Source organism: Streptomyces sp. NPDC001348, assembly GCF_053597535.1.
In genome coordinates, this window is sequence record NZ_JBSFIK010000017.1 from 152,590 (window position 1) to 159,033 (window position 6,444).

General features: G+C 67.7%; 2 protein-coding genes. One reads left to right on the forward strand and one right to left on the reverse strand.

Going from position 1 to position 6,444, the window contains the following annotated elements; all coding sequences use genetic code 11:
- Window positions 1-215: 215 nt before the first annotated feature.
- Window positions 216-2,834, forward strand: coding sequence for a LamG-like jellyroll fold domain-containing protein (locus tag ACWC21_RS19945; RefSeq protein WP_450883537.1), 2,619 nt, complete (start codon window positions 216-218; stop codon window positions 2,832-2,834).
- Window positions 2,835-2,946: 112 nt separating this feature from the next.
- Here the strand turns inward: ACWC21_RS19945 and ACWC21_RS19950 are convergent, their stop codons facing one another.
- A complete protein-coding gene (locus ACWC21_RS19950; RefSeq protein ID WP_450883539.1) occupies window positions 2,947-6,090 on the reverse strand; it encodes an RICIN domain-containing protein in 3,144 nt (1,047 codons plus the stop codon).
- Window positions 6,091-6,444: the final 354 nt, after the last annotated feature.

A 6,444-nucleotide genomic window follows, 5' to 3' on the forward strand; every position in this document is an offset into this window, starting at 1 on the left:
CCTGCGCTGCCCCTCCAGGTCCACGGGGTGGATGGATCCCGGCAAAGATTGCCAGATGAAGGGTGTTGACGGGCCTCGCCGACGCCTTAAGATCCGTGCTGCTCGAACTGCCGATCACCGTACGGGATATCGAACGGATCAGCTGACGGTTTCGGCAGGCTGCCCTGCTCCGGCCGGTATACAACGCAACGGTCTGTGACAAAGGAATGAGCCGCATGCCCTCAGAAGCCGGAGTGCCCCGCAGAACCGTCCTCACCGCCCTCAGCGCCGTCTCCCTCGCCGGGACCTTCGCCGCCACCGCCCCCGCCGGGGCCGCCGAACTCACCGGCGCGACCGCGAGCGCCGCTGCCGCGGACCTCCCCGCCGCAGCCGCCCACTGGACCTTCGACGAGGGCTCCGGCACCGTGGCGGCCGACTCCTCCGGCAACGGTGGCACCGCGACGCTCCAGGGCGCGGCCGGGTGGGGAACCGGCAAGATCGGCGCCCACAGCCTCGACCTCAAGGCGGGCGGCAACGCCACGGCGTCCGGGCCGGCCCTCGACACCTCCAAGGGGTTCTCGGTGGGCGCCTGGGTCAACCTCGCTCAGCTGGGCGGCTACCAGACCGCGGTCAGCATCGACGGCAAGGTCGTCAGCTCCTTCTACCTGGGGTTGCGGGACGACACCGGCACCTTCGCCTTCGCTCGGCTCGACTCGGACGCCACCCAGGGTGCCGCGGTGGCGGCTGCCGCTTCAGCGCCCGGCACCGACACCTGGACCCACCTGGTCGGCGTCAGCGACCCGACCGCCGGCGTCATCCGCCTCTACGTCAACGGGGTGCTGGAGGGGGAGACCGCCTACACCGCGGGCTGGGCCAGCAGCGGCGACACCGCCATCGGCCGCGCCCTCTACGGCGGTGGGCACGTCGACCAGTGGCACGGCCTGATCGACGACGTGTGGATGTTCCCCTCCGTCCTCACCTCCGACCAGGTCGCGACGCTGGCCGGGGTTCCGGTGGAGTCCACGACGCCGCTGCTGAGTGTGGACGTCGGCAACCCCGCGCACGCGGTGTCCCCCGTTCTCCCCGGTTTGATGTTCGAGGACATCAACCACTCCGGCGAGGGCGGCATCTATGCCGAACTGGTGCAGAACCGCTCGATGATGGCCAGCGACAGCACGCCCGTCCACTGGTCCGCCGTCGGCGGAACGACGCTCGCCCTCGACACCACCGCACCGCTCAACGCAGCGCTGAATCGTTCCCTCAAGGTCGTACTGCCGAGCGGCACAGGGGCGGGGAACCGGGCCGGCGTAGCCAACGACGGCTTCTGGGGCATTCCGGTGCGGCCCGGAACCACCTACACCGCCCGGTTGTTCGCCAAGGCGTCGCGGCGCATCGGCCCGCTCACGGTGGCCATCGAGTCCGCGGACGGCGCGACGGTGTACGCGTCCGCACATGTGCCCCACATCGGCACCGCCTTCCGCGGCCGCCCGTTCGAGCTGACCCTGCGCACCGGTTCACGCACCCCCGTGGTCGGTGACGCGAGGCTGACCGTCACCACCGCCGACCCCGCCGCCGCGGGCGAGACGCTGTGGCTCCAGCACGTGTCACTCTTCCCGCCCACCTACCACCACCGGCCCAACGGACTGCGCATCGACCTGATGGAGAAACTGGTCGCTCTCAAGCCGAAGTTCCTGCGGTTCCCCGGCGGAAACTTCCTCGAGGGCAACACCATCGCGACACGGTTCAACTGGAAGAAGACCATCGGCCCCGTCTGGGAGCGCCCCGGACACATGGACGACGCCTGGGGCTACTGGTCCACGGACGGCCTCGGACTCCTCGAATACCTGCAGTGGGTCGAGGACATGCACGCCCAGCCCGTCCTGGCCGTCTACGCCGGCTACTCGCTCCGGGGCGAACACGTCACCGGTGACGCGCTCGCGCCGTTCGTCCAGGACGCACTCGACGAGATCGAGTACGTCACCGGCCCCGCCACCAGCACCTGGGGGGCACGACGTGCCGCCGACGGACACCCGGAACCGTTCCCGCTGGAGTACGTGGAGATCGGCAACGAGGACTGGTTCGACTCCTCGGGGTCCTACGACGAGCGGTTCGCGGCCTTCCACGACGCGATCAAGGCGAAGTACCCGCATCTGAAGCTGATCGCCACGACGTCCGTGACGAGCCGCACGCCGGACCTGATCGACGAGCACTACTACCTCGCGCCGTCCGCCGCCCAGGCTTCCACCCACAAGTACGACAACCGGGACCGCAGTTCGACGAAGGTGTTCGTCGGGGAGTGGGCCGCGCAGGAGGGCCGTCCCACACCCGACCTCAACGCGGCGCTGGGCGACGCCGCTTGGCTCGCCGGGCTGATCCGCAACTCGGACCAGGTCCTCATGGAGTGCTATGCGCCGCTCTTCTCGCACGTCAAGGACAACGTCTGGGCCACCAATCTGATCGCCTACGACAACCTCACCAGCTACGTGTCGCCCAGCTACTGGGCACAGCACATGCTGACGAGCAGGCTCGGCAGGACGGTGCTGCCCGCCACCGCGCGTGCGCTGCCCGGCCTCGCCACCGTGGCGACCCGCTCCGGGAACCGCCTCTACCTCGCGGTCGTCAACTGCGGGACCGAGAAGGCGAACGTACCGGTCGAACTGAAAGGGCTGGCCAAGGGGGTCAGAAGGCAGGCCACCGCGACGATCCTGACCGGCCCCTCACCCGCCACCACCAACACGCTGACGGAACCCGACACGCTGGTGCCCAGGACGACCACCGTCACCGGTGCGGCAGCGTCCTTCACCAGCATCGTGCCGCCGCTCTCGGTCACCGTGCTGGAACTCGTCCTGACCTGATCGCGTACCGCCCGACGCTCCGTGCGGGGCGTCGGGTAAGTCCTGCGGGACGGTGCCGGAGAAGGCCGGCACCGTCCCGCGGACGTTCGCCGCGGTGCGGGTCCGTCGTGAATCAGTCGACGTTCACGACCTTCCACAGCTGGCTGTCGGCGTTCGTGTCCGTCCTCTGCACGAGTGGTGAGCCTGCCGACGAGCCGGACACGGCGAGCAGCATGCCGCTGTGCACGTTTTTGATCTTGTAGTAGCCGTTTCCGGTGGCGGTCAGTGTCCAGTGCTGGTCCGCGACGTCGTTGTCGGACGCCTGCACGATGGGAGCGCCGTCCGTCGTGGCAGCGTTGCCGACGTCCAGCAGCAGAGCGCTGTTCCGGCTGATGATCTTGTAGCTGCCGTCACCCACGGCGACGAAGCGCCAGTTCTGGTTCAGGGCTCCGGTGTCGTTCCACTGGATGACGCCCGCTCCGGCGGACATCGATCCGCCCGAGACATCGATCGCGTTGCCGCTGCTCTTGCCGAGCATCTTGTAGTTGGCGTTCGTCGCGGGGAACGAGACGGAGGCGAAGGCGTCCAGTGCGCAGACGGTGCTGGACGAGGCGGCGTTCTTCGTGCCGGTGCACACCACCCTGATCGTGTGCGGGCCCGCTGCCAGGTCGGTCTTCTCGAACAGCGGCACCTGCTTCGTCACCGTCGAGGCATAGGCGTCGATGCCCGCCTGGGCGAGGGTGCCGTCGAGGTAGACGTCCACCTTGCCCATGTTCGGCTGCGTCATGCCGAGGTAGCGGACGCCCGAGCCGGTGAACGAGAACTCGGCGTAGTTGCCCGCGGTGCTCGTGAACTTCTCGGACCCGTTCATGTCCTTCGTGTCGTTCCAGTTCGACCAGGTGCCGGAGTAGGTCACGCCGGGCGCCTTGTCGTCGACGTGGTTCCAGCGCTGCCGCACGAGTGCGTTCGACGCGGCGGAGGCGTTCCCCTGGGCGTCGACCACGTAGAGGTGGTAGTCGCCGGGCGCCTGGGGGACGTTGATGGTCGTCGAGGTGCCGCTCGCACGGGTCATGGTGGGACCGGCGGCGAACGCCGTCGTACCGGAGGGAGCCAGCCAGAGGGTCTTGGTCCCGTCTCCGGGGCTACGAACCGGAATGGTCACGACACCCTTGCCGGTGAAGGTGCCGGCGGGCAGTGCGTAGTCCTGCGCGGCCACCTTGCCGGCGGGAATGATGTCCTTGTAGGTGTCCTCCAGGCCGGCGTTCACGGCGATGCCGTACGCCTGCGACGGCCACACGTTGTCCGCGTACACGCGCACGTTGTCGATGGTGCTGTTCGTGACGCTCTTGCTGAAGATCGTGTTGCGGGGGCCGTAGTTGCCGGTGACGGTCAGGTCGTGCTGCCGGCCCCAGGTGCCGGTGTTCATGACCCACATGACGTTCGGGTCCACGTCGAGGACGTTGTCGTGTTCGTTGATGAAGGCGGAGCCTTCATCGGGGTGGATCCCGTACTTCTTGCCGGCCGGCACACCCTGGATGAAGTTGTCGCTGATCTCGGTGCCCGGCTGGCTGCCCAGCGTGTAGATGGGAGCGGAGTCGTCGAGCACCTGCATGGTGTCGATGAGCTCGTTGTACTTGACGGTGTTGTTCCGCGCCGTCGTGGTCGGGGTCCCGGGGTTGATGGAGCCCGACGTGCCGTCGAAGTTGTCCCATCCCCAGCCGAGCGTGATGCCCGCCCACGGGGACTTCTCGATCCGGTTGTGCTGCAGGGACAGGGTGTCGGCGAAGTACGCGGACACAGGGCTGGAACCCTGGAACAGGACGGCGCTGTCGTAGAGGTAGTTGTCCGTGACGGTGATGTTCTTGCAGGCGCCCTCGACGTTCACCGGGTACTTCTCGTGGGGGTCCTGGGCGGCGTCCCCGATGTACACGTGCTGGGGGTGTCCCACGGTGATGGCGGACCCGGCGATGTCGTCGGTGTGGTTGCCGGTCAACCGCGAGTCCGTCACGTCGTTGGCCAGGGTGATCCCGTCGGCGCCGGTGTGCTGCACCGTGTCGCGCTGCAGGATGATCCCGTCGGCGCTCTCGATCTGGACGGCCGCCGGTGGCAGGTCGACGTTGCGGTACGTGTAGGCGTGGAAGTTCTTCCGCGTGTACACGTTCGCGCTGGCATTGCCCTGCTGTCCCTGCCGGAACACCGAACCCGCCACATTGGTCAGATTCCAGTCGGAGTGCTCGACCGTGAGACCGGAGAAGGTGATGTCCCGTGCGTGGTCGGTCGTGGACGTGCCGGCGACCTTGATGAGGGTGGACACTCCGTTCGGCGCGAAGACCTGCGCCGTCGTCATGTCGTCGGAGGCGGACTTGTAGTAGTACAGCGTGTGGGTGGACTTGTCGAAGTAGAACTCGCCCGGCCGGTCCAGGAACTCGTACGCGTTCATGAACGTCTGGGTACCGGTGGACTGGAAGTTGCCGTTGTACGCGCCCTGGGCTATCGCCGCGCCCGGCTCCTGGAACATGGCCACGCGGTTGGCGCCGTCCGAGCTCGTGGTGATCTGCCTGACACCCACGATCGCCGTGGTCCAGGTCGTCGCCGTCCTGATCTCCACGTCGCCCTGGCCGGACGCGACGGCAGGCAGGTCGGAGAGGCTGTACTTGGCGCCGTCGCACGTCCTACCCGTCTCCCAGGCCCAGGAGGGCAGGGGAGTACCGACGTTGTAGTCCGCGTAGCATCCGGCCGAGTCGACCGTCTTCGAGGCCATCTGGGCGCGCTTGCCGTTGACGTAGAGCGCGCGGAGCTTGCTGTCGCGGTCGAGGGTGGCCTTCCAGATGTTCCCGCTGTGCTGCGTCCAGCCGGTCACCTGGACGCCTCCGTCCAGGACCGGCTTCTCGCCCGGGTAGGCGCTGTAGACGACGCGGTGCCCGTTGGTGCCGGAGTCGGCCGAGGTGAAGTCGATGGTGCTGCTCACCGGGTAGGTGCCGCCCCGGAGGGAGACGTTGATGTCCCCGGTCATGTCGCTGTCGACCGTGCGCACGACGTCCCGGGCGTGCTGCAGGGTCTTGAACGGCGCCGTGATCGTTCCGGCGTTGGCGTCGTCACCGTTGGGCGCGACGTAGTACGTCGCCTGAGTGGCTGCCGAGGCCCGGGTCGGCGGCGTGAGGGAGGCCGGCAGGACGGCGGAGACAGCCGTCGCCAGCGCTGCCGGCAGCAGGCGGCGGACGGAGGCGGCCGGATGTCTGCCCCTCCTGGCGGTTCGGATGGCCGGGCAGGCGTACATGGGGCGGCTCCATGAGGGCGTTGTGCGGTTGATGCGGTCCACAGTGCGGGTGCGCAGCCCGAGCCGCGTGAGGCTGCTGACGGCTCTGCCGTTACCGCTGCCCAGAAAATTAGCCGCCACATCGAAGGGCAAGTCAAGAGGTGTGTATGCCTTTTCTCGACCTGGAGTATATGGCGAGTCGGCTATTGCGGGCTCTTGGTCAGTACGAAACAGAAGGAAAGCCGCAAGTGGCATGCACGTTTATGATCTGCGGTTTGGCCAATGAGTACGACTCATCTGGGTCTGGGGTAGGATGGGTGCGGTTTCAGGGCCGGTCGGTCGCCGTTGTCGTAGCCACTCGGAGGCAGGACAGAT